This window comes from Janibacter sp. Y6 (assembly GCF_040900765.1).
Taxonomy (GTDB): domain Bacteria; phylum Actinomycetota; class Actinomycetes; order Actinomycetales; family Dermatophilaceae; genus Marihabitans; species Marihabitans melonis.
In genome coordinates, this window is record NZ_JAKLYZ010000003.1 from 21922 (window position 1) to 43764 (window position 21843).

The 21843-nt window shown below is 73.1% G+C and carries 20 protein-coding genes; 15 read left to right on the forward strand and 5 right to left on the reverse strand.

The annotated features are described in order from the left end of the window. The first annotated feature begins 28 nt into the window (after positions 1-28). A complete protein-coding gene (locus tag L6241_RS07695; protein ID WP_368245622.1) occupies positions 29-1549 on the forward strand; it encodes a sugar transferase in 1521 nt (506 codons plus the stop codon). Between the two features lie 39 nt (positions 1550-1588). Here the strand turns inward: L6241_RS07695 and galK are convergent, their stop codons facing one another. Continuing rightward, positions 1589-2734: a galactokinase gene (galK, locus tag L6241_RS07700; RefSeq protein ID WP_368245623.1), complete on the reverse strand. Its 1146-nt coding sequence runs from the start codon at positions 2732-2734 to the stop codon at positions 1589-1591. Positions 2735-2801: 67 nt separating this feature from the next. Here galK and trpS point away from each other — a divergent pair, with 67 nt between their 5' ends. Then, entirely contained in the window at positions 2802-3821 is a 1020-nt protein-coding gene (gene trpS / locus L6241_RS07705; RefSeq protein WP_368245624.1) for a tryptophan--tRNA ligase, read from the forward strand. Positions 3822-3830: 9 nt separating this feature from the next. After that, positions 3831-4346, forward strand: coding sequence for a 2'-5' RNA ligase family protein (locus L6241_RS07710; RefSeq protein WP_368245625.1), 516 nt, complete (start codon positions 3831-3833; stop codon positions 4344-4346). Positions 4347-4356: 10 nt separating this feature from the next. Here the strand turns inward: L6241_RS07710 and L6241_RS07715 are convergent, their stop codons facing one another. Further along, positions 4357-5505 (reverse strand): glycosyltransferase family 4 protein, encoded by a 1149-nt coding sequence (locus L6241_RS07715; RefSeq protein WP_368245626.1) that lies wholly within the window; start codon positions 5503-5505, stop codon positions 4357-4359. 141 nt (positions 5506-5646) lie between these two features. Between L6241_RS07715 and L6241_RS07720 the strand changes: the two genes are divergently transcribed. The 12 genes from L6241_RS07720 to L6241_RS07775 all read left to right on the forward strand — a co-directional run bounded on the left by L6241_RS07720 (position 5647) and on the right by L6241_RS07775 (position 18520). Further along, the gene (locus tag L6241_RS07720) at positions 5647-6753 is read left to right on the forward strand and encodes a mannose-1-phosphate guanylyltransferase (protein ID WP_368246063.1); all 1107 of its coding nucleotides are present in this window, start codon (positions 5647-5649) and stop codon (positions 6751-6753) included. Between the two features lie 68 nt (positions 6754-6821). Then, positions 6822-8021 (forward strand): amidohydrolase, encoded by a 1200-nt coding sequence (locus tag L6241_RS07725; RefSeq protein WP_368245627.1) that lies wholly within the window; start codon positions 6822-6824, stop codon positions 8019-8021. A 152-nt stretch (positions 8022-8173) separates the two neighbouring features. Further along, positions 8174-9217 carry a BMP family protein gene (locus L6241_RS07730; RefSeq protein WP_368245628.1) on the forward strand — a complete coding sequence of 348 codons (1044 nt, stop codon included), beginning with the start codon at positions 8174-8176 and terminating at the stop codon, positions 9215-9217. 114 nt (positions 9218-9331) lie between these two features. Next, positions 9332-10924 carry an ABC transporter ATP-binding protein gene (locus tag L6241_RS07735; protein ID WP_368245629.1) on the forward strand — a complete coding sequence of 531 codons (1593 nt, stop codon included), beginning with the start codon at positions 9332-9334 and terminating at the stop codon, positions 10922-10924. After that, a complete protein-coding gene (locus L6241_RS07740; protein WP_251718640.1) occupies positions 10921-12024 on the forward strand; it encodes an ABC transporter permease in 1104 nt (367 codons plus the stop codon). The genes L6241_RS07735 and L6241_RS07740 overlap by 4 nt, the downstream gene beginning before the upstream one ends. Then, the gene (locus L6241_RS07745) at positions 12021-13286 is read left to right on the forward strand and encodes an ABC transporter permease (protein ID WP_368245630.1); all 1266 of its coding nucleotides are present in this window, start codon (positions 12021-12023) and stop codon (positions 13284-13286) included. The genes L6241_RS07740 and L6241_RS07745 overlap by 4 nt, the downstream gene beginning before the upstream one ends. Further along, on the forward strand, positions 13286-13699 hold the full coding sequence (locus L6241_RS07750) for a cytidine deaminase (RefSeq protein ID WP_368245631.1): 414 nt from the start codon (positions 13286-13288) through the stop codon (positions 13697-13699). Before L6241_RS07745 ends, L6241_RS07750 begins: the two co-directional genes overlap by 1 nt. 85 nt (positions 13700-13784) lie before the next feature. Then, positions 13785-15092 carry a thymidine phosphorylase gene (locus L6241_RS07755; RefSeq protein WP_368245632.1) on the forward strand — a complete coding sequence of 436 codons (1308 nt, stop codon included), beginning with the start codon at positions 13785-13787 and terminating at the stop codon, positions 15090-15092. Then, entirely contained in the window at positions 15089-15454 is a 366-nt protein-coding gene (locus tag L6241_RS07760; protein ID WP_123091160.1) for a cupin domain-containing protein, read from the forward strand. Before L6241_RS07755 ends, L6241_RS07760 begins: the two co-directional genes overlap by 4 nt. After that, positions 15451-16605 (forward strand): adenosine deaminase, encoded by a 1155-nt coding sequence (locus tag L6241_RS07765; protein ID WP_368245633.1) that lies wholly within the window; start codon positions 15451-15453, stop codon positions 16603-16605. Before L6241_RS07760 ends, L6241_RS07765 begins: the two co-directional genes overlap by 4 nt. 101 nt (positions 16606-16706) lie before the next feature. Continuing rightward, complete coding sequence (locus tag L6241_RS07770) at positions 16707-17927, forward strand: hypothetical protein (protein WP_368245634.1); 1221 nt, start codon at positions 16707-16709, stop codon at positions 17925-17927. Continuing rightward, complete coding sequence (locus L6241_RS07775) at positions 17927-18520, forward strand: hemerythrin domain-containing protein (protein ID WP_368245635.1); 594 nt, start codon at positions 17927-17929, stop codon at positions 18518-18520. Before L6241_RS07770 ends, L6241_RS07775 begins: the two co-directional genes overlap by 1 nt. Positions 18521-18629: 109 nt before the next feature. Here the strand turns inward: L6241_RS07775 and deoC are convergent, their stop codons facing one another. From deoC to L6241_RS07790, 3 genes are read right to left on the reverse strand one after another with little or no spacing between them, the layout of a single operon-like run. Continuing rightward, positions 18630-19403, reverse strand: coding sequence for a deoxyribose-phosphate aldolase (deoC, locus tag L6241_RS07780; RefSeq protein WP_123091158.1), 774 nt, complete (start codon positions 19401-19403; stop codon positions 18630-18632). Between the two features lie 31 nt (positions 19404-19434). Next, positions 19435-20046 carry a uridine kinase gene (locus tag L6241_RS07785; RefSeq protein ID WP_224766920.1) on the reverse strand — a complete coding sequence of 204 codons (612 nt, stop codon included), beginning with the start codon at positions 20044-20046 and terminating at the stop codon, positions 19435-19437. Positions 20047-20087: 41 nt separating this feature from the next. Beyond that, positions 20088-21842 (reverse strand): phospho-sugar mutase, encoded by a 1755-nt coding sequence (locus L6241_RS07790; RefSeq protein WP_123091157.1) that lies wholly within the window; start codon positions 21840-21842, stop codon positions 20088-20090. Between the last annotated feature and the right edge of the window lies 1 nt (position 21843).

Sequence of the window (21843 nt, forward strand, 5' to 3'; positions counted from 1 at the left end):
CCAGGCGACGTGGGGTGGGGAGACCTGGATGAGCCATACCTTGGACCAGGGCGGATCAGACGTCCTGGGTGTCCTGGGGCGCACGAGCGCCCCGGCCGGCACAGCGAGCACGACCGTCCCTCGGGCGGGCACCAACGCCTTCGTCAAGACGCGCGCGGCGATGATCGCCGCCGACACCATGATGATCAGCATCGCCGCCCTGGCCGCTCTCGCGCTGCGCTCGCAGACGCAGTGGCTGGCGTCGATCGGCGTCACCGAGCAGCTCGGTGACTTCCCCCGAGAGGTGGCGCCCCAGCTCAGCCTGCTGTGGCTGCTCGCCCTGTGGGCCTTCGGTGCGCAGTCGCCACGACGCACCGGGGTCGGCTCGTGGGAGTACCAGCGGGTGCTCACCGCGTCGCTGGGGACCGCGGCCTTCGTCGGCATCGGTGCCTACATGGTGCAGACCGAGCTCTCGCGCGGCTTCTTCGTCATCTTCTTCGGCATCGGCACGACGCTGCTGCTCGTCGGCCGGCTCGCGCTGCGCCGGGCGATCCAGCGGGCGCACGTCCGCGGTCACTTCCGCAGCCGGGTCCTCGTCGCCGGCACCGACCGGCACATCGACGACGTCGCCCGGGTCCTGCGCCGCGAGTCGTGGCTCGGCTACGAGGTCGTCGGCGGCCTGTCGCCGACGCCCCCGCCGAGCGGGGAGACCCTCGGCGGCGTCGAGGTCGTCGGCGACCCGTCCGCGGTCTCGGCGGTCCTCGAGCGCACCGACGTCGACGCCATCGTCTTCGCCGACGGCGCCCTGCCGTGCGCCGACGACTTCCGGCGCACCGCGTGGGACCTCGAGTCCCGCAACGTGCAGATGATCGTCGTGCCCTCGCTGTCGGACATCTCGCGTCAGCGGCTCGACGTGCGACCGGTCGCCGGTCTGCCCTTCGTCCACGTCGAGCGGCCGCAGCGCGACCTGCCGATGCGGGTGTGCAAGCGCATCTTCGACGTCGTCGGCTCGGGCCTGCTGCTCCTGCTCCTGTCGCCGGTGACGCTGCTCGTCGCCCTCGCGATCGTCCTCGACGACCGCGGCCCGGTGCTCTTCCGGCAGCGCCGGGTGGGCATCGCCGGGCAGCACTTCGACTGCTTCAAGTTCCGCTCGATGTGCCAGGACGCGGACGCCGTGCTCCAGCGGCTCACCGAGAGCAACGAGGGCAGCGGGGTCCTCTTCAAGATGAAGGCCGACCCGCGGATCACCCGCGTCGGTCGGGTGCTGCGTCGCTACTCGCTCGACGAGCTGCCCCAGCTGCTCAACGTCTTCGCCGGGCACATGAGCCTCGTCGGCCCCCGGCCCCCGCTGCCGCGGGAGGTCGACGCCTACGAGGGAGACATCGTCCAGCGGCTGCGCGTGCGCCCGGGGATGACGGGCCTGTGGCAGGTCTCCGGCCGCTCCGACCTGTCGTGGGAGGACACCGTGCGGCTCGACCTGTACTACGCCGACAACTGGTCGATCACCCAGGACGCGATGATCTTGCTGCGCACCGTCAAGGCCGTCGTCGGCGGCCGAGGGGCGTACTAGGACCCCGGGGGAAGGGGAGAGCAGGGGGACCGGGGGGAGTCAGGCCTCCCGCGTCGCCGGCCCGGACGGGGTGGCGACGTGGAAGGCCGGCTCCTCCCACCCGCGGGAGACGTAGTCCTCGCGGATGCGGGCCTGGACCGGCTCGACGAGCTCGGAGGGCACGAGCGCGACGGTCGAGCCGCCGAAGCCGCCCCCCGTCATCCGGGCGCCGAGCGCGCCGGCGGCGACCGCCGCCTCGACGGCCACGTCGAGATGGGGCACGGTCACCTCGAAGTCGTCGCGCAGCGAGGCGTGACCGGCGCTCAGCGCGGCGCCGACGGCGTCGAGGTCACCGGAGCGCAGCGCGTCGACGACGAGACGCACGCGGGCGTTCTCCGTGACGACGTGCCGGGCTCGGCGGCCGACGACCTCGTCGACCCGACCCAGCAGCGCGGGCAGGTCCTCGGGCTCGACCTCGCGCAGGCTCGCGACGCCCGCCGCCGCGGCGGCGGCCTCGCAGTCGCGTCTCCGCGCCTCGTACTGCCCGTCGACGAGCTGGTGCGGGCTGCGGGTGTCGGTGACGAGGACGACGTGGCCGTCGAGCTCGGCCCGCACGTGCTCGACGGAGCCGTCCTGGCAGTCCAGGAGCAGCAGGGCGCCCTCGCGCGAGCGGAGCGCGACCGCCTGGTCCATGCCGCCGGTGGCGGCCATCGCGACGTCGTTCTCGGCGCGGACGCAGGCCGCTGCGAGCTCGACCCGGCGCTCGTCGGAGCCGAGGAGCCCGAGGTCGAAGAGGTCGCTCGCGGCGGCGCCGACCGCGCACTCGAGGGCGGCCGAGCTCGACAGCCCGGCGCCGGAGGGCACGTCGGAGTCGATGCTCAGCTCGAGGCCACGCACGTCGTGACCGGCCTCGCGCAGCGCCCACAGGACACCGAGGACGTAGGCGGCCCACCCCTTCGGCCGGCCCGGCCCGACGTCGCCGATCGAGGTGCTGACGACCCGCCCGAACCCCTCCGACGAGGCGACGACGAGGTCGTCGTCGCGACGCGAGGCCGCGACACGCGTGCGCAGCGGCAGCGCCATCGGCAGGCACAGGCCGTCGTTGTAGTCGGTGTGCTCGCCGATGAGGTTGACCCGGCCGGGGGCCGACCACACCCCCTCGGCGGGAGATCCGGTGCGCTGCTGCAGGCTCTGGGCGACGTCCACGCGCTGACGCTACCCACCCGGCGGGAGCCGCGGCGGTGCGCGGGGGGCGGCCTGACATGATGAGCGCATGCCGGACGCCACTCCCGCCACCCCGCCGCGCTCCCTGTCAGGGATGCAGCCGACGAGCGACTCGCTCCACCTCGGCAACTACCTCGGGGCGCTCGTCAATTGGGTCGAGCTGCAGGAGCGCACCGACGCCTTCTACTTCGTCGCGGACCTCCACGCGCAGACCGTGCCGACCGACCCCGAGGTCATCCGTCGTCGCACGCGGGTGACGGCCGCCCAGTTCATCGCCGGCGGGGTCGACCCCGAGCGCTCGGCGATCTTCTGCCAGAGCCACGTGCGCGAGCACACCGAGGTCGCCTGGATCCTCGCCTGCCAGACCGGCTTCGGCGAGATGAGCCGGATGACGCAGTTCAAGGACAAGACGACGAAGGGGCAGAACGCCAACGTCGGGCTCTTCACCTACCCGGTCCTCATGGCGAGCGACATCCTGCTCTACCGGCCCGACTTCGTGCCGGTGGGCGACGACCAGCGCCAGCACCTCGAGATCACCCGCGATCTCGCGACCCGCTTCAACTCCCGCTTCGGTCAGACCTTCACCGTGCCCGAGCCGTACATCCTCAAGGAGTCGGCGCGGATCATGGACCTCCAGGAGCCGCAGAACAAGATGTCGGGCTCGACCTCGCCGGACAAGGGCCTGCTCCTGCTCAGCGACGAGCCGGCCCGGCTGGCCAAGAAGGTGCGCTCGGCCGTCACCGACACCGACGGCGAGATCCGCTTCGACCCCGAGACCAAGGCCGGGGTGTCGAACCTGCTGACGATCCACTCGGCGATGTCGCGCCGGCCGGTCGCCGAGCTCGTCGCGGAGTACGCCGGGCGCGGCTACGGCGACCTCAAGAAGGCCGTCGCCGAGGCGGTCGTCGCCGCGGTCGAGCCCTTCCAGGCCCGGATGGCCGAGCTCATGGACGACCCGGCCGAGCTCGACCGGATCCTCGCGAAGGGGGCCGCGCGGGCCACCGAGATCGCCCGTCCGACCCGTGACGCCGTGTACGACGCGGTCGGCGTCCTCCCGGCGCAGCGCTGAGGCCGGGCGGTGGCGACCTACGGCGTCTCGATCTCCATCCCCCCGCCCTGGGGAGACGAGCTGCAGTCACGTCGTGAGGACTACGGCGACCCGCTCGCCTACGCGATCCCGCCGCACGTGACCCTGCTGCCCCCGACGCAGGTCGAGGACGAGGCCCTGCCGGCCTTCGAGGAGCACCTCCGGCTCGTCGGCGAGCGCTTCGCCCCCTTCGAGATGCTGCTGCGCGGCACAGGGACCTTCCGCCCGATCAGCCCCGTCGTCTTCGTCCAGGTCGCCTCGGGCATCCCGTGGTGCGAGATGCTCGAGCAGGCCGTGCGCTCAGGGCCCGTCGAGCGCGAGCTCGACTTCCCCTACCACCCGCACGTCACCGTCGCCCACGCCGTCGCCGAGCACCACCTCGACGAGGCCTTCGACGGGCTCGCGCACTTCGAGGCCCGCTTCGAGGTCGCCGACTTCCACCTCTACCGGCACGGCGAGGACTCGGTGTGGCGCCCGGTCGCCGACTTCGCGCTCACCGGGGCCTGACCCTCTCCTGTCAGCCGGCGAGCACGCGCTCGTAGTGACCGACGAGCTGGCCGGTGAGGGCCGACCACGACCGGTCCGCGACGCGCTCGGCGCCGGCCCGTCCCATCCGGGAGCGCAGCGAGGCGTCGCCGACGAGCGGCGCGGCGGCCGCCCGGAGGGCGCCCGGAACCGCCGGGTCGTACAGGGCACCGCTCACCCCGTCGGCGACGAGGTCCAGCGGGCCGCCTGCGGCCGGGGCGACGACCGGCAGACCGGTCGCCGCCGCCTCCTGCAGGGTCTGGCCGAAGGTCTCCTTCGTCCCCGTGTGCACGAAGACGTCGAGCGCCGCGTAGGCCCGGGCGAGGGCGTCGCCGGTGCGCGGTCCGAGGAAGGCGGGCGGCAGGTTGGGGCGACGCCCGCTGCTCGCGACCGCCTCGCTGAGCCGCGCCCCGAGCTCGTTACGGCTCGGCCCCTCGCCGACGAGGACGAGACGGGTGCCGGGCAGGTGCGCCAGCTCGACGAGCCGGTGCAGCTCCTTCTCCGGGGCGAGCCGACCGACGTAGCCGAGGAGCACCTCGCCGCCGGGGGCCAGCGCCTGGCGCAGCGCGAGCGTGCCCTCCTCCTCGCGCCACCTCGGGGCGAAGAGCCGGGTGTCGACGCCGCGACCCCACAGGTCGGTGCGCGGGATCCCGTGCGCGCGCAGCTCCTCGAGGGTGGGGCGGGAGGGGGCGAGGGTGAGGTCGACCTGGTCGTGGAGGCGCCGCAGCCACCGCCAGACGAGGGAGCCGGCCCCGCGGCCGATCGCGCCCGGGCCGTGCTGCTCGACGTACGAGGGCATGTCGGTCTGGTAGATCGCGACGGTCGGCACCTGCGTCAGCGCGGCGTCGCGCACGCCGCGGGCACCGACGAGGAAGGGCGAGGCGAGGTGGAGCACGTCCGGCTCGAAGTCGTCGAGGGCTCGTCGTACCGCCGTCGTCGGCACCCCGGCCCGGAAGCCCCGGACGGTGACACCGGGCAGCCGGTGCACGGGCCGCCCCGCGTAGGTCGCCGGACCCGGGCCCGGCGCGATGACGAGGGTCTCGTGGCCCTGGGCGGCGAGCTCCTCGCTCACCCGGCACACGCTCGTCGTCACGCCGTTGAGGCTCGGCAGGAAGGACTCGGTCGCGATCGCCACTCTCACGCCGACCACGGTCCTCGGCGTGCGCGCCCAGGGGGTGACGTCGGGGGAGGTGTCGGGTGACGGGCGGGTGACGTGTCGGCGCCGCCGGGGGGCGAAGGGGGAGCCGGTACCGTCGCGGCCATGACCGAGGAGACCGGCGCCATGCCGGACGCGCAGCCGCAGACCGCCACCGGACCGATCCCGGGCTTCTGGGCCGTCGTCCCCGCGGGCGGTGCCGGCACCCGGCTGTGGCCGGTCTCGAGGGCCGGCTCGCCGAAGTTCCTCCACGACCTCACCGGCAGCGGGCGCACCCTCCTCCAGGCCACGATCGACCGGCTGCGTCCCCTCGCCGGCCAGCGGGTCGTCGTCGTCACCGGCGCCGCCCACACCGCGGCGGTGTCGGCGCAGCTGCCCGACCTCGCGCCGGACCAGCTCCTCGCCGAGCCCAGCCCGCGCGACTCCATGGCGGCCATCGCCTGGGCGGCCGCGGTCCTCGAGGCGCGCGACCCCGAGGCCGTGCTCGGGTCCTTCGCCGCCGACCACGTCATCACCGGGGAGGGCGCCTTCGCCGGTGCCGTCGCCGAGGCGGTCGACGTCGCGCGCGAGGGCTACGTCGTGACGATCGGCATCAACCCCACCTACCCGGCGACGGGCTTCGGGTACATCCAGACCGGACGCCCGCTGCGCGGCTTCAGCACCGCCTGCCGGGTGCGCCAGTTCGTCGAGAAGCCCGACGCCGAGCGTGCGGCCCGCTACCTCGCCACCGGTGAGTTCCGGTGGAACGCCGGCATGTTCGTCGTGCGGGCGGGCACCCTGCTCGACCTGCTCGGCCGCTGGCACCCCGAGCTCGCCACGGGCGCCCGTGCGCTCGCCGCCGACCCGGCGCGGCTCGACGAGCTCTGGCCGGACCTGGAGAAGATCGCCATCGACCACGCCGTGGCCGAGCCGGCCGCCGACGAGGGCCTCGTCGCCGTCGTGCCCGGCACCTTCGGGTGGGACGACATCGGTGACTTCGGGTCGTTGTCGGGGATCCTGCCCGGCGCGCACGACGGGACGACGGTCGTCGGCGACCCGGGGCAGGTGCAGTCCGTCGACTCCAGCGGCATCGTCGTCAGCGAGTCGGGGCGGATGGTCGCGCTCGTCGGGGTGCACGACATCGTCGTCGTCGAGACCGACGACGCCCTCCTCGTGACGACCCGGGCCCGCGCGCAGGACGTCAAGCGCGTCGTCGAGTCGCTCAAGGCCGCCGGCCGCGACGAGCTCGTGTGACAGGGGTGTCCACGGCGGGCGGGGTCGCCGAGGCGTCGCGCACACCCCGAGTAGGGTGGTGAGCCGACATGACCGCACCTCTCGCCCCGACGCTGCTGCGTGTCGTCGACGACCTCGTCCCCGAGCTCCTCACCTTCCGGCGAGACCTCCACGCCCACCCCGAGCTGGGCTTCGCCGAGCACCGCACGACGCAGCGTCTGTGCGAGCGGCTGGCCGCGAGCGGGCTCGTGCCCCAGGACGTCGGCCCGACCGGTGTCGTCGTCGACCTCGGGGACCCGGACCCGGCCCGACGGGTCGCCCTGCGCGGTGACATCGACGCCCTGCCGATCCGCGAGCGGACCGGTCTGGACTGGGCCTCGACCGTCGACGGGGTGTGCCACGCCTGCGGCCACGACGTCCACACGACGGTCCTGCTCGGCGCCGGCCTGGCCCTGGCGAGCGTCGCCGACGAGCTGGCCGAGCGCCGCGTCGGGGTCCGGCTCGTCTTCCAGCCCGCGGAGGAGGCGATGCCCGGCGGTGCCGAGCGCTTCGTCGAGCTCGGCGTCATGGAGGGTGTCGACATCGCCTACGCGGTGCACTGCGACCCCTCGATCGACGTCGGCGAGGTCGGGCTCAAGGAGGGGCCGCTCACGGCGGCCGCCGACAAGGTGCGGATCACGCTCGGCGGACGCGGCGGGCACACCTCGCGCCCCCACCTCACCGAGGACCTCACCTTCGCCCTGGCCAAGGTCGTCACCGAGGTGCCGGCGATCCTCTCGCGCCGGATGGACCCGCGCTCGGGCGTCGCGCTCGTGTGGGGCCAGCTCCACGCAGGCGGCGCCGCCAACGTCATCCCCTCGACCGGTCACGCGGAGGGCACCCTGCGGATGCTCGACGTCGCGGTGTGGGACGACATGGAAGAGCTGCTCACGCAGGTCGTCCACGAGGTCGTCGACCCGTACGGCGTGCGCGCCCGTGTCGACTACGTCCGCGGTGTGCCCCCGGTCGTCAACGACCCCCGCGCCGTCGCCTCGCTCGGACGGGCGGCGATGACCGCGGGGCTGCGCCCGGTGCCGACCCCCCAGTCGCTCGGCGGCGAGGACTTCGGCTGGCTCATCCATGCGAGCAGCGGCGCGATGGCGCGCCTGGGCACCCGCACCCCGGGCGGCACGACGTACGACCTGCACCAGGGCGACCTCGTCGTCGACGAGGCCGCGGTGCGCGCCGGGACGGCGCTGCTCGCGCTCTCCGCGGCGGGGGAGTGGACCCGGGTCGAGGACCCGGACTGAGGACACCCGCGGGTCACGCCTGCGTCGCGACTCGGTAACAACCTCCGCCGGTTTCGACGGATCGGTCGGGCTCGTGAGGTTCCGCACCTAGCATGGCGCCGATGACCGCCCCCTGTCGGTCAGTGCACGAGTTTCGACGAAGGAGAGCAACTGTGCGCCACTCCCTGATCAAGGCTGCCGCGGTCTCGTCGGTCGCCGCCCTGTCCCTCGCCGCCTGCGGCGGCTCCGACTCCACCGGGGACTCGACCTCGGCCGAGGGCGGCAGCGGTTCCGACGTCAAGGCCTGCCTGGCCTACGACGTGGGCGGCCGCGGCGACCAGTCCTTCAACGACTCGGCCGCCAAGGGCCTGGACAAGGCCAAGGACGAGCTGAAGGTCCAGACCGCCGAGGTCGAGGCCTCCCAGGGCGAGAACGACGCCGCCCGCGAGGACCGCCTCAACCAGCTCATCGAGAGCGGCTGCACCGACATCATCGCGGTCGGCTACATCTACGCGAAGGCCGTCGGCGGCGCCGCCAAGGAGAACTCCGACATCCAGTTCGCGATCATCGACGACGCGTCGGAGGACTCCGCGGGCGAGAACGTCGCGCAGCTGACCTTCGCGGAGGAGCAGGGCTCCTACCTCGTCGGTGCCGCCGCGGCGCTGAAGTCCAAGAGCAACAAGGTCGGCTTCATCGGCGGTGTCGACGTGCCGCTCATCAACAAGTTCCAGGCGGGCTTCGAGGCCGGCGCCAAGGCCGTCAACCCCGACATCGAGGTGAGCACGAAGTACCTCGCCGAGGACGGCTCCGGCTTCGCCGACCCGGCCAAGGGCCAGACCGCTGCCGAGGGCATGTACGACAACGGCGCCGACGTGGTCTACCACGCCGCCGGCGGGTCGGGCTCCGGCGTCTTCAAGGCGGCCAAGGCCGCCAAGAAGATGGCGATCGGCGTCGACTCCGACCAGGCGCTCACCGCCGAGGAGGACGTCCGCGACGTCATCCTCACCTCGATGGTCAAGAACGTCGACGTCGCGGTCTTCGACCACATCAAGGCCGTGACCGAGGGCGACATGCAGTCCGGCAACATCGTCTTCGACCTCAAGGCCGGCGGTGTCGACTACTCGACCACCGGTGGCAAGGTCGACGACATCAAGGACAAGCTCGACGGCTACAAGCAGGAGATCGTCGACGGCAAGGTCACGGTCCCGACCAAGTGATCACCGTCGGGCGACCCGCCTGACGCACCCGGCCCGCCCCTCGCGCACCAGCGAGGGGCGGGCCGTCCGCTCACCACGCAGCGGCTACTCTTGCTCCGCCCACGACCACCCCACGTGCGGCCCTTCGTCATCAGGAGGCACCCGATCAGCACCACGACGACCAGCCCGACCCCCTCGGCGCCCGCAGCGGGCGACGTCGCGGTCCGGCTCGAGGGCATCACCAAGCGCTTCCCGGGCGTGGTGGCCAACAAGGACATCGCCTTCTCGGTGCGCCGGGGCACCGTCCACGCCGTCGTCGGCGAGAACGGCGCGGGCAAGTCCACGCTCATGAAGATCCTCTACGGCGTGCAGCGTCCCGACGAGGGGACCATCGAGGTCGACGGCCAGGTGGTCGACCTGCGCTCGCCGAGCGACGCCATCAAGCACGGCATCGGCATGGTCTTCCAGCACTTCATGCTCGCCGACAACCTCACCGTGCTCGAGAACGTCGTGCTCGGGGCGGAGAAGCTCCACGGCATCGGCGGCCGGGCGCGGGCGGAGATCCGACGGATCAGCGACGAGTACGGCCTCGGCGTCGACCCCGACGCCCTCGTCGAGGACCTCGGCGTCGGCTCGCGCCAGCGCGTCGAGATCCTCAAGGTCCTCTACCGCGGGGCGCGCACGATCATCCTCGACGAGCCGACCGCCGTCCTCGTGCCCCAGGAGGTCGACGAGCTCTTCGACAACCTGCGCGAGCTGAAGAACGAGGGCCTGGCCGTCATCTTCATCTCCCACAAGCTCGACGAGGTGCTCTCCGTCGCCGACGCGATCACCGTCATCCGTCGCGGCACCACCGTCGGCTCCGTCGACGACCCGCGCTCGATCACCTCGCGCGAGCTCGCCGAGATGATGGTCGGGTCCGAGCTGCCGACCCCCGCGACCGAGGAGTCCACGGTCACCGACGAGGTCGTCCTGTCCTGCCGCGGCGTCAGCCTCGCCGGGGCCCCGGGCACCGGCCGGGCGCTGCTCGACGACGTCGACCTCGAGATCCACGCCGGCGAGGTCCTCGGCATCGCCGGCGTCGAGGGCAACGGCCAGGCCGAGCTCGTCGAGGTCATCATGGGGATGCGCGAGCCCACCTCCGGCCAGGTGCACCTCGGCGGCGAGGACATCTCGGACTGGGACGTGCGCCGGATCCGCGAGGCCGGCGTCGGCTACGTCCCCGAGGACCGCCACCGCCATGGCCTGCTCCTGGACTCGCCGCTGTGGGAGAACCGCGTCCTCGGCCACCAGACCGAGCGACCGAACGTTCGCCGCGGTCTCGTCGACGCCCGCGCGGCGAAGAAGGACACCGAGCGGATCGTGCGCGAGTACGACGTGCGCACCCCGAGCATCACCGTCACCTCCGGCTCGCTGTCCGGCGGCAACCAGCAGAAGCTCATCATCGGCCGCGAGATGAGCCACAGCCCGCGGGTGCTCGTCGCCTCGCACCCGACCCGCGGCGTCGACGTCGGCGCGCAGGCCGCGATCTGGGACCAGATCCGCGCCGCCCGTCGCGAGGGGCTCGCCGTGCTCCTCATCAGCGCCGACCTCGAGGAGCTCATCGGGCTCTCCGACACGATCCAGGTCATCCTGCGCGGCCGCATGACCGGCACCTTCGACCCCGACACCGTCACCAGCCAGGAGCTCGGCAGCGCCATGACCGGAGCCGGCGAGGAGCCCCGATGAGTCTCAACCCGCGCCGTCTGGCGCTCACCCTGGCCGCACCGGCGCTCGCCGTCGTCGTCGCCTTCGTCATCACCAGCCTCGTGCTGCTCGCCGTGGGCGACCCCGTCGGCCAGGTGTGGTCGACGCTGCTCAAGGAGCCGCGACCGCGCACGACGGTCAACATCATCAACAGCGCGACGACGTACTACATCGCCGCGGTCGCCGTCGCCATCGGCTTCAAGATGAACCTCTTCAACATCGGCGTCGACGGGCAGTACCGGATCGCCTCCTTCGCCGCCGCGATCTTCGCTGGCTACGGCTGGCTCCCGAGCTGGCTCAACATCGTCGTGGCGATGCTCGTCGCGATGGTGACCGGCGGCATCTGGGCGGGCATCGCCGGCTGGCTCAAGGTCACCCGTGGGGTGTCCGAGGTCATCTCGACGATCATGCTCAACACGATCTCGGCCGGTCTCGTCGGCTGGGGGCTGCGCAGCTGGGGCCAGCGCGCTGAGGGCAGCAACGCCCGGTCGACGACGCCGATCCCCGAGTCCAACCAGCTCGACGGCTTCGCCCTCGTGCCCGGCGCGGCGAACACGGTCTACACCCTCGTCGCCCTCGCCCTGGTCGTCGGCCTCCTGTACTGGTTCGTCATCAACAAGACCCGCTTCGGCTTCGACCTGCGGGCGACGGGGCAGTCCGAGTCGGCGGCTGTCGCCTCGGGCGTCAAGGTCAAGCGGATGGTGCTCATCTCCATCGTCCTGTCCGGTGCCGTCGCCGGTCTCGTCGGGATGCCGGCCTTCTTCGGCGCCGACCACGCCTACGGCAGCAGCTTCCAGGACGGCGTCGGCTTCGTCGGCATCGGCGTCGCGCTCCTCGGGCGCAACCACCCGGTCGGCATCGCCTTCGCCGCGCTGCTGTGGTCCTGGCTCGAGAAGGCCTCCGACGGCCTGCAGCTCGAGGCTCAGGTCTCGCCGGCCCTCGTCTACATCATCCAGGGCTCGATCCTCCTGGCCGTCGTCATCGCCTACGAGGTCGTCCACCGCGTCGAGCGGCGGATGGAGCAGCGCCAGGTGGCGCGCGACCTCGACGCATCCTCCGTCCCCGAAGGAGCCGCAGCGTGAGCAGCGACCTCAGCGTCGGCACCGAGGTCGTCCCGGAGGCGACCCGGAAGCGCCGTCTGCCCCTGTGGGCCTGGGGCGCGATGGCCCTCGCCCTCGTCCTCGCCCTGTCCGTCGTGCGCGTCGTCACCGGCCGCAACGACATCGCCTCCTCGGGCACCCTGAGCGCCGCGCTGGCGCTCGCCATGCCCATCGCCTTCGCCGGTCTCGGCGGCCTGTGGTCCGAGCGGGCCGGCGTCGTCAACATCGGTCTCGAGGGGATGATGGTCCTCGGCACGTGGGGCGGGGCCTTCGGCTCCCTCCACGGCGGCCCGTGGATGGGCATCGTCGGCGCCGCCCTGTGCGGCGCGGTCGGGGGCCTCATCCACGCCCTGGCGACGGTGACCTTCGGCGTCGACCACATCGTCTCCGGTGTCGCCCTCAACATCGTCTCCGTCGGGGCTGCCAGCTATCTGGCCGCCCGCTTCTTCGGCGAGCTCGACGGCGGCAGCGACGTCCAGTCGCCGCCCCTGCCACAGCTGCCGAAGATCGGCATCCCGGGCGCCGGCGACGCCTTGTCGGCGGTCGAGACGAAGGGGTGGTTCTTCGTCTCCGAGGTCGCGGCGATCCTCAAGGCGCTGACGACCGGTCTGTCGGTCCTCACCGTCATCGGCCTGGCCCTCTTCGTCATCACCTTCTACGTGCTGTGGCGCACCCCCTTCGGCCTGCGCGTGCGCAGCTGCGGCGAGTCGCCGGTGGCCGCCGAGACGCTCGGTGTCAACGTCTACCTCCACAAGTACGTCGCCGTCGTCATCTCCGGCGCCCTCGCCGGTCTCGGCGGTGGCTTCCTGTCGATGGTCGCGACGAACATCTACCGCGAGTCGCAGGTCGACGGACGTGGCTATATCGGTCTCGCGGCGATGATCTTCGGCAACTGGCGGCCCGGCGGGCTGCTCTCCGGCTCCGGTCTCTTCGGCTTCATGGACGCGCTGCAGCTGCGCGGCGGCGGCACCGCCCTGCACGGGCTGCTGCTCCTCATCACGATGCTGCTGCTCGCCGTCGGCCTGTGGCAGGTCCTGCGCAACGGCCGGATGGTCCAGGGCGGCATCGCGGTCGTCGTCGCCGCCGTCGTCTTCGTGCTGTGGTTCGTCACCGACTCGGTGCCGTCCGACATCACCCCCTTCGCCCCGCACCTCACGACGCTGCTCGTCCTCGCCTTCGCCAGCCAACGGCTGCGGATGCCCAAGGCGGACGGCATGATCTACCGCCGCGGCGAGGGGCACTAGTGGCCCTCGAGGTCGACTGGGGGCGCCTGCACGAGGAGGCCGTCGCCGCGATGCGTCGCGCCTACGCGCCGTACAGCGGCTTCGCCGTCGGCGTCGCCGGGCTCGTCGACGACGGGCGGGTCGTCTCCGGGTGCAACGTCGAGAACGCGTCCTACGGCGTCGGCCTGTGCGCCGAGTGCGGCATGGTCGGCGACCTCGTGCGCGGCGGCGGCGGCCGGCTGCTCGCCGTGTGGTGCGTCGGCGGCGACGAGGCCACCCTCATGCCCTGCGGCCGCTGCCGGCAGCTGCTGTGGGAGCACGGCGGCGAGCAGTGCGTCCTGCGCACGCCCGAGGGCGACCTGACGATGGTGCAGGTGCTGCCGCAGGCCTTCGGCGTCGCCGACCTCGAGGCCGCCGCGCAGCGCGCGACCTGACCACACCTGCACCGCACGACAGGGCGCCCCGGGGCGCCGAGGACCAGCGCACCGCCCGCACGGGTCGGGACGCGAAGGGAGAGCCATGACCGAGCAGCACGACGTCGTCGACGTCATCCGGGCCAAGCGGGACCGCGCCGAGCTCAGCGACGCGCAGATCGACTGGGTCGTCGACGCCTACACGCGCGGGGTCGTCGCCGACGAGCAGATGAGCGCCCTCGCGATGGCGATCCTGCTCAACGGCATGGGCCGCCGCGAGATCAGCCGCTGGACCGGCGCGATGATCGCCTCGGGCGAGCGGATGGACTTCGCCGGGCTCTCCCGCCCGACGGCCGACAAGCACTCGACCGGGGGAGTCGGCGACAAGATCACCCTCCCGCTCGCCCCCCTCGTCGCCGTCTTCGGCGTCGCCGTGCCCCAGCTCTCCGGGCGCGGCCTGGGCCACACCGGGGGCACGCTCGACAAGCTCGAGTCGATCCCCGGCTGGCGCGCCGACCTCACCAACGAGGCGATGATGCGTCAGCTCGAGGAGGTCGGCGCGGTGATCTGCGCGGCCGGGTCCGGGCTGGCCCCTGCGGACAAGGAGCTCTACGCGCTGCGCGACGTCACCGGCACCGTCGAGGCGATCCCGCTCATCGCCAGCTCGATCATGAGCAAGAAGATCGCCGAGGGCACCGGGGCGCTCGTCCTCGACGTCAAGGTCGGCAGCGGCGCCTTCATGAAGACCGAAGGGGACGCCCGCGAGCTCGCCGAGACGATGGTCGCGCTCGGCACCGACGCCGGGGTGCGCACCGTCGCGCTGCTCACCGACATGTCGACCCCGCTCGGCCTCACGGCCGGCAACGCGCTCGAGGTGCGCGAGTCCGTCGAGGTGTTCGCCGGCGGCGGTCCCGCCGACGTCGTCGACCTCACCGTCGCCCTCGCCGTCGAGATGCTCGCCGGGGCGGGGCGCCCGCAGGACGAGGCGGAGGTCCGCGCCGCGCTCTCCGACGGACGCGCCATGGACGTGTGGCGCGCGATGATCTCCGCCCAGGGCGGCGACCCGCAGGCCGAGCTGCCGCGGGCCCGCGAGACCGAGCAGGTCGTCGCCGACCGCGACGGCGTCCTTGAGTCGCTCGACGCGCTCGCCGTCGGCGTGGCCGCCTGGCGCCTCGGCGCCGGTCGCGCGCGCAAGGAGGACCCGGTGCAGGCCGGCGCCGGCGTCGAGCTGCACGCCCGGCCCGGTGACCAGGTGCGCGCGGGGCAGCCCCTGCTCACCTTGCACACCGACACCCCCGAGCGCTTCGCGCGTGCCCAGGAGGCCCTCGCGGGTGCCTGGCGAGTCGGCGACACAGCCGCAGCGAGCGGGTCCGTCGTCCTCGACCGCGTCGACGCCGACGGGGTGACCCGATGAGCGAGGTCGTCGTCACGACGCAGCCGGCCGTCATCGACGTGCCCGGCGGCAAGGTCATCGCCGAGCACGTCGGCCGGGTCGCCACCGGGGACGAGGGCATGTCCGTCGCCCACATGAGGGCACCGGCGGGCTGGGAGGAGCCCGCCCAGACGCCGGACTTCGACGAGGTCACCCTCGTCGTCGCCGGGACCGTCGTCGTCGAGCACGACGGCGGCCGGGTGGAGGTGCACGCCGGGCAGTCGGTCCGCACGCCGGCCGGACGCCGCGTGCGCTACTCCGTGGGCCCCGAGGGCGCCGAGTACGTCGCCATCTGCACCCCGGCCTTCGGGCCCGGCTCGGTGCACCGCGAGGACGAGGCATGAGCGCGTCGCTGACCCGTGAGGTCATCCACGGGCTGCCCAAGGTGCTCCTGCACGACCACCTCGACGGGGGCGTGCGCCCCGCCACCGTCCTCGAGCTGGCCGCGGAGATCGGCCACGAGCTGCCGGTCACCGACGGCACCGTCGAGGGTCTGGCCGAGTGGTTCCGCGCGAGCGCCGACTCCGGCTCGCTCGTCCGCTACCTCGAGACCTTCGAGCACACCGTCGCCGTCATGCAGACCCGAGAGCACCTCTTCCGGGTCGCCAAGGAGTGCGTGCTCGACCTGGCCGCCGACGGCGTCGTCTACGCCGAGTCCCGTTACGCCCCCGAGCAGCACCTCGAGCGCGGGCTGACCCTCGAGGAGGTCGTCGAGGCCGTCAACGCCGGGCTGCGCGCCGGTGAGGCCGAGGCCGCCGCCGCCGGTCGTCCGGTCGTCGTACGCTCGCTGCTCACGGCGATGCGGCACGCGGCGCGCTCGCTGGAGATCGCCGAGCTCGCCGTGCGCTACCGCGACGAGGGCGTCGCCGGCTTCGACATCGCCGGAGCGGAGGCCGGCTTCCCGCCGAGCCGCCACCTCGCCGCCTTCGAGCACCTCAGGGCCCACAACGCCCACTTCACGATCCACGCGGGCGAGGCCTTCGGGCTGCCCTCCATCTGGGAGGCGCTGCAGGTCTGCGGCGCGGACCGTCTGGGTCACGGCGTGCGCGTCGTCGACGACATCGCGCTCGGCGACGGGACGGTCACCGACGACCCGGAGGCGGCCAACCGCGCTGCCGTCGAGGACCCCTCCTCGTTGCGTCTCGGCCGGCTCGCCGCGTACGTGCGCGACACCCGGGTGCCGCTCGAGATGTGCCCCCACAGCAACGTGCAGACGGGGGCCGCGCCGAGCATCGCCGCCCACCCGATCACCGCGCTCGCCCGCCTGCGCTACCGCGTCACCCTCAACACCGACAACCGGCTCATGTCCGACACGTCGATGACCAAGGAGATGACCGCGCTCGTCGAGCAGGCCGGCTGGGGCCTGGACGACCTGCGCTGGGTGACGACCAACGCGATGAAGTCCGCCTTCCTCCCCTTCGACGAGCGTCTCGAGCTCATCGAGGGCACCATCAAGCCGGCCTACGCCCACGCCGCCGAGGGATTCCACCCCTAAGGGCGCCCAGCTCGGGGCGGCCCGGCCCGGTTGCCCGCTCCTTCGGTGACGAAGGAACCCGATCGCACGGTCGGGGCCCCCCGAAGTCACTGGAGAGACCCATGGCGTTCAACCCGTTGGCCGAGAAGGGCATCGCGCCCGAGGACTCGATCCGCAGCTGGCAAGAGCTCAACGTCGAGCCCTTCGACCCCGACACCGTCCACCCGTACACGCGCTGCCGCGTCATCGTCATGAACGGCATCGAGGTCGAGGCGCTGAGCTTCAGCCACCAGATGACGCGGCACACGAACGACAAGGAGCTGCAGCGCCAGCTCGCCCTGTCGCGCTACGTCGACCACCAGCAGCAGAAGGTCGTCAACTGGCTGCTGCCGGGGTGGTCCTCGGTGCTCGAGACGACGATCGCCTACGAGCAGGTCGCGACCGACCTCACGTCGTGGGTCGCGCGCAACGAGCCCGACGCGTACCTGCGCCAGGCCTACGAGTTCGGCGTCCTCGAGGACTTCGACCACCTCTACCGGTACGCGAACCTCTACGAGATGATCGAGCACCGCAAGGCCGAGAAGCTCGTCGACGAGCTCACCGAGGTCATGCCGGGACGGCCGACGCGGGCGCACCACCGCCACCCCTTCGACAACGTCCGCGAGAACATGGACGGGCGCAGCGCCGCCGCTCTGTCGAAGCTGCACCAGCTGACGATCCTCTCGGCCGAGCAGCAGACGTTGAACTTCTACGCCAACGTCGGCCCGCAGTACATGGAGCCGATCGCCCGCCAGCTCTACCAGGAGATCGGGATGGTCGAGGAGGAGCACGTCACGCACTACGAGTCGCTCGGGGACGGCAGCCTCAGCTGGTTCGAGCAGCTGCTCCTGCACGAGTACAACGAGTGCTACCTCTACCACTCGTTCTTCGAGCAGGAGGTCGACCCGAAGATCAAGGCGATCTGGGAGCTGCACCTGCAGATGGAGATCGGCCAGCTGCACGCCGCGTGCGACCTCGTGCGCACCCACGAGGACCGCGACCCCGAGGAGCTGCTGCCGGGCGAGCTGCCGGACGTGCTGACCTTCGAGCCGAACAAGGAGTACCTGCGCCACCTGCTCGGCACGCAGATGGACCTCACGACGCTCGGCACCGGGTACGTCGGCGACCAGCACGAGCGCTTCGTGCGGATGCAGGAGACGCTGCACAGCGGCACGACCCCGGCCTCGGACCTTGTCGTCGAGCGGCACCGCGAGATGTTCGGCGGCGAGGACTACCGCTCGACGCAGGCGGGTCCGTACCCGCAGGACGCCGCGCAGCGCGCCGAGCGCCTGGGCGGTCTGTGATGGCGCCCCAGGAGCACGCCGACGGGCACGTCGCGATGCCCTTCGGCGTCATGCCGGCGCCCGACGTCGTCGACCGGCTCGTCGCGCAGCACATGCAGGTCCGCGACCTCATGCACGAGGTGATGACGAGCACCGGCGAGGCCAAGCGCGACGCCTTCGAGACCGTGGTGCGGATGCTCTCGGTGCACGAGACCGTCGAGGAAGAGGTGCTCCACCCGGTCGCTCGCCGGATCGCCGGTGAGCACGGGGTCGTCGAGGACCGCCTCGACGAGGAGAACGCCGCGAAGCAGGTGCTCGGGGAGCTCGACGGGATGGATGTCGACGACCCGCGCTTCGACCCGCTCTTCGCGCTGCTGCGCACCGCGGTGATCACCCACGCGCTCGCCGAGCAGCGCTACGAGTTCAACCGGGTGCGCCAGTACTGCTCCGAGAGCGAGCGCCGGGGCATGCTCACGCTCGTGCAGGCGGCCGAGCTGGCCGCGCCCACCCACCCGCACGCCGGGGTGGAGTCGGCGACGGCCAACCTCGCGCTCGGTCCCGCCGTCGCGCTCGTGGACCGCGCCCGCGACGCCATCCGCGCCGCCCGTCGCTGAGCGCGGGCACGGTCACCGCGCCTCGAGGGGAGCGCGGTGACCGTGGTCGCTCGGTCGACGGTCTCGAGGCTCACGCCCTGGCGGGCGCTCGCACCTCGACCAGCGACGGTCAGTACCCGGTGACGGCGGGGACGGCGCAGTCCTGGCCCGGGTGGGGCACGACGAGGTCGCCCGAGGCGGCGTAGCGCTCGGCCTCGGCGAGCAAGGTCTGCGTGCTCGACGTGCCGATCCGGGTGACGCCCTCGGCGAGCATCGCGAGCAGGGTCGGGATGTCGCGGACACCCCCGGACGCCTTGACCTCCATGCCCTCGGGGGTGTGCTCGCGCATGAGGCGCACGTCGGCGAGGGTCGCCCCTCCGCCGGCGAAGCCGGTCGAGGTCTTCGTGAAGTCCGCGCCGGCGTCGGCGCTCGCCCGGCAGGCGTCGATCTTCGCCCGCTCGTCGAGCAGCGCGGTCTCGAAGATCACCTTGACGAGCACGCCGGCGGCGTGGCCCACCTCGACGACCGCGGCGATGTCGTCGCGCACGGCCTGGACGTCCCCGCCGCGCAGGCGGCCGATGTTGAGGACCATGTCGAGCTCGGTGGCACCGTCGGCGAGGGCCTGCTGCGACTCGGCGACCTTCGTCGCCGTCGTCGTCGTGCCGTGGGGGAAGCCGATGACCGTGCACACGCGCGTGGGGGAGCCCTCGACGGCGGCGATCGTCTGCGCGGCGAGGGCGACGTCGCTCGGGCGCACGCAGACGCTCCAGATGCGCTGGGCGGCGAGCTCGGAGACGGCCGCGGAGACCTCCTGCGGCGTCAGCTCGGGCTTGAGCAGGGCGTGGTCGACGAGATCGGCGACGTCCTGGACGGTGAGGGTGTCGCCGGGGGAGTAGGCCTTCATGCGCACCAGGGTACGGCGCATGCGGGCGGGCTCAGCGCGACCGCTGCGCGGTCGACACGAGGAGCCGCTCGACGGTGCGGGGGCTGGCCGCCCGGGCGCCGGCGGCGACGTGCCCGGCGACGACCGCCGGCTCCTCGCGCAGCAGCACGAGCCCGCGACGCACGAGCGTGAGCGGCGGCTTGCGCCGCTCGGCGAGATCGCGCACGAGCCGCAGCGCGAAGGTCACGAGTCGTCGGTGCCGCACGCACCACGCCGAGTGGAGCAGGCCGCGGGCGCGCAGCTCGGGGATGATCTCGGCGGCGAAGATCCCCTCGGTGACCACGAGGTCGCCCGGGCGGCTGCGCAGCTCGTGCCGCCCGACGACCGACGAGGTCGAGATGTCGTAGACCGGCGCCTCGGCGTAGCCCTCGCGCAGCAGCCGGTCGATGCACTCCGCCGCGGCCTCGCCGTCCCACGACCGCGGGTCGTCCCAGTCGGCGATGCCGAGCTCGGCGCTGCGGGGCAGGTCCGGGTGGTCCTCGGGCAGGTAGAAGTCGTCGAGCCGGACGACGGGCCAGCCGAAGCGCTCGGCGAGCCGGTCGGCCAGGCGCGACTTGCCGCTGCCTGAGGGGCCGGCGAGCACGACGACGCGGCCGCGTCGCACGGGCTCGTCGTGGCGGCGCGGTGGGTGGTGGGCCCGGCCGGTCACAGCGCCGTGAGGGCGGTGAGGTCCGCGCGCAGGGCGGCGAGCCGCTCGTCCGCGACCGACCGCGCACCGACGAGGTCGTCGCCCCGCACCTGCTCGACCGCCTCGAGGTAGACCTTGAGCTTGGGCTCGGTGCCCGACGGACGCACGATGACGCGCGACCCGTCGGCGAGGTACCAGCGCAGCGCGTCGGTCGGGGGCAGCCCGTCGACGCCCTCGGCGAGGTCGTCGCACCGCGTCACCTCGACACCGGCGACGGCGGCCGGGGGAGCGGTGCGCAGCCGCTGCATGATCGGGGCGACCTGCTCGACCCGCTCGACCCGCACGGAGAAGCTGTCGGTCGCGTGCACGCCGTACTCCCGGTGCAGGTCGTCGAGGACGTCGAGCAGGGTGCGCCCGTGCGACTTGAGGATCGCGACGTGCTCGGCGACGAGCAGCGCGGCGCTCACGCCGTCCTTGTCCTTGACCCACTGCGGTGCGACGCAGTAGCCGAGGGCCTCCTCGTATCCGTAGGCGAGCCGGTCGACCTTGCTGATCCACTTGAAGCCGGTGAGCGTCTCCTCGTGGCGCACGCCCACCCCTGCGCACATCGCGGCGAGCAGGCGGGAGCTGACGATCGAGCACGCGAAGGCGTGCCCCTGCGGCACCCCGCGCATGATGAGGTGGCTGCCGAGCAGCGCGCCGAGCTCGTCGCCGCGCAGCAGCCGCCAGCCGCCCTCGACGTCGGGGCTCGGCACGGCCACCGCGCACCGGTCGGCGTCGGGGTCGTTGGCGATGAGCACGTCGGCGTCGGCACCCCGGGCAGCGGCGAGCGCGAGGTCGAGCGCGCCGTCCTCCTCGGGGTTGGGGAAGGCGACGGTGGGGAAGTCGGGGTCGGGCTCGGCCTGCTCGGCGACGAGGACCGGCTCGGGGAAGCCGGCCCGGTCGAGCGCCGCGGTGACCGTCTCCGTGCCCACGCCGTGCAGCGCGGTGTGGACGATGCGCACGTCGCGCGGCGAGCCGGCGGGCACGAGCGAGGTGATCGCGTCGAGGTAGGCGTCGACGACCCCCTCGTCGAGGGTCACCCACCCGTCCTCCGCGAGCGGCACGTCGGCGGTGCGGCGGATCGCGGCGATGTGCCCGGCGATCTCGGCGTCGACGGGAGGCACGATCTGGCTGCCGTCGTGGAGGTAGACCTTGTAGCCGTTGTCCTGCGGCGGGTTGTGGCTCGCGGTGACCATGACGCCGGCGTCGGCCCCGGTCCACGGCGTCGCGAAGGCGAGCACGGGCGTGGGCAGGGTGCGCGGCAGCACCATCGCGCGCCCGCCGGCGGCGGTGACGACGGCGGCCGTGTCGCGCGCGAAGACGTCGGAGCCGTGGCGGGCGTCGTAGCCGATGACGACGACGGGCACGTCCGCCGGGGCGAAGGGGGAGCCCCCCTCCTCGGCGCCCGCGCGGGCCGCCTGGTCGGCGGCGATCGTCGCGGTGAGGCCGGCGGCCGCACGGATGACGACCGAGCGGTTCATCCGGCTGGGCCCTGCGCCGATGGCGCCGCGCAGCCCGGCGGTGCCGAACTCGAGCATCCCGCTGAAGCGGTCGGCGAGGTCGGCCAGGGCCGCCTCCGCGCCGGGGCCGCCGGCCGCGGCGACGTCGACGACGTCGAGCAGCTCGGCGCGGGTCTGGGGGTCGGGGTCGTCGGCGGCCCAGTCGCGGGCCGCGTCGAGCAGGTCGGAGTCCGCGGACGCGGCGTCGGAGTGTCGCCCGGTGTAGCTCATG

Excerpts from the sequence above, each read along its gene's own strand:
- L6241_RS07720 (WP_368246063.1), top strand. The coding sequence starts at position 5,647 with ATGCCGGACGCGCAGCCGCAGACCGCCACCGGACCGATCCCGGGCTTC.
- L6241_RS07760 (WP_123091160.1), top strand. The coding sequence starts at position 15,089 with ATGAGCGAGGTCGTCGTCACGACGCAGCCGGCCGTCATCGACGTGCCC.
- L6241_RS07770 (WP_368245634.1), top strand. The coding sequence starts at position 16,707 with ATGGCGTTCAACCCGTTGGCCGAGAAGGGCATCGCGCCCGAGGACTCG.
- L6241_RS07695 (WP_368245622.1), top strand. The coding sequence starts at position 29 with ATGAGCCATACCTTGGACCAGGGCGGATCAGACGTCCTGGGTGTCCTG.
- L6241_RS07765 (WP_368245633.1), top strand. The coding sequence starts at position 15,451 with ATGAGCGCGTCGCTGACCCGTGAGGTCATCCACGGGCTGCCCAAGGTG.
- L6241_RS07790 (WP_123091157.1), bottom strand. The coding sequence starts at position 21,842 with ATGAGCTACACCGGGCGACACTCCGACGCCGCGTCCGCGGACTCCGAC.
- L6241_RS07755 (WP_368245632.1), top strand. The coding sequence starts at position 13,785 with ATGACCGAGCAGCACGACGTCGTCGACGTCATCCGGGCCAAGCGGGAC.
- trpS (WP_368245624.1), top strand. The coding sequence starts at position 2,802 with ATGCCGGACGCCACTCCCGCCACCCCGCCGCGCTCCCTGTCAGGGATG.
- L6241_RS07725 (WP_368245627.1), top strand. The coding sequence starts at position 6,822 with ATGACCGCACCTCTCGCCCCGACGCTGCTGCGTGTCGTCGACGACCTC.
- deoC (WP_123091158.1), bottom strand. The coding sequence starts at position 19,403 with ATGAAGGCCTACTCCCCCGGCGACACCCTCACCGTCCAGGACGTCGCC.
- L6241_RS07775 (WP_368245635.1), top strand. The coding sequence starts at position 17,927 with ATGGCGCCCCAGGAGCACGCCGACGGGCACGTCGCGATGCCCTTCGGC.
- L6241_RS07740 (WP_251718640.1), top strand. The coding sequence starts at position 10,921 with ATGAGTCTCAACCCGCGCCGTCTGGCGCTCACCCTGGCCGCACCGGCG.